The organism is Aeromonas popoffii (genome assembly GCF_000820025.1).
Lineage (GTDB): Bacteria > Pseudomonadota > Gammaproteobacteria > Enterobacterales > Aeromonadaceae > Aeromonas > Aeromonas popoffii.
In genome coordinates this window covers 1-1,187 of sequence record NZ_CDBI01000004.1, presented here as the reverse complement: position 1 = coordinate 1,187, position 1,187 = coordinate 1, and the positions used below count along the sequence as shown (strand labels likewise).

1 pseudogene is annotated in these 1,187 nt (G+C 67.1%); it reads left to right on the top strand.

Annotated elements, in window-relative coordinates:
- Positions 1 to 1,065, top strand: a pseudogene (locus tag BN1129_RS00650) (AMP-binding protein); the annotation flags it as partial.
- Positions 1,066 to 1,187: the final 122 nt, after the last annotated feature.

Sequence of the window (1,187 nt, the reverse complement as noted above, 5' to 3'; positions counted from 1 at the left end):
GGCGGGGTCGGTATGAGTGAGCACGGCATAAGTGAGCACGGTACGGGCGAGGCCGGCCCCGGTGCCTGGCTCAACTATGGCGAACTCAACCAGCGGGTCGGTCAGATCGCCGCCCGTCTGAAGGGGTTGGCGGTGGGAGAGCGGGTCGGCCTCTATCTGGAGAGAGGCCCGGATCTGGTGGCCAGCGTGCTGGCCTGCCTGCGGCTTGGCCTCACCTTTGTGCCGCTTGAGCCGGATTTTCCGGTGGAGCGGCTGCAGAGCATCGCCCGTCAGGCCCATCTATCGGCGGTGATCTGCGATGGGCATAGGGCGGTGCCAGCCTGCGGCTGTCCGCTGCGCACCCTCGCCGGTCTGGGTCACGCGGAGGTTGAGTGGCCCAGGGTGGACGATGCGCTGGCGGCTTACATGATGTTTACCTCGGGCTCCACCGGCGAGCCCAAAGGGGTGGTCATCAGCCGGCGGGCCCTGCTCTGCTTCCTCGACGGGATCCGCGAGCGGCTCGGGCTCTCGCCGAACTGCCACTGGCTCTTTATTACTACGCCAGCCTTTGATATTTCGCTGCTGGAGATGCTGGGGCCGCTCTGGGGCGGTGGCCGGCTGACGGTGGCTGGCAGCCAGCACAACAAGGATCCCCTGGGAATGATGGCGTTGCTCGAGGCCGACCCTTCCATCAACTGGTTGCAGGCCACGCCAGCCTGCTGGCGCATGCTGCTCAAAGCAGGCTGGCAGGGGGACGCGCGCCTCACCGCCCTGTGTGGCGGCGAGGCGCTGGATTCGGGATTGGCCGAGCAGCTCTGCGGCTGCACCAAACGGCTGTGGAACTGCTACGGGCCGACCGAGGCCACCGTCTGGTCCCTGGTGAGCGAGGTGCGCTGGCCCCCACCCAATGGGCAGATCACCATCAGCCACAGCCTGCCCGGCTACCGCCACTGGGTGCTGGACGAGGCGGGGTTGCCGGTATCTGAGGGGGAGTGTGGGGAGCTTTGCATCGAGAGCCCGGCCCTGTGTGAAGGCTATTGGCGCAAGCCCGGCCTGACGGCGGCGGCTTTCCTGCGGGTCGATACGAAAACCGCGCAGCTTGACCTGATCGTCGCGCCGCCCCAGATAGAAGAAGCGATCCATCCCCAGTCGGCGCACCCGGTCTCCGGTGCGATAGAGGCGATGGGCATCGACCCGCAGGAAAGCCG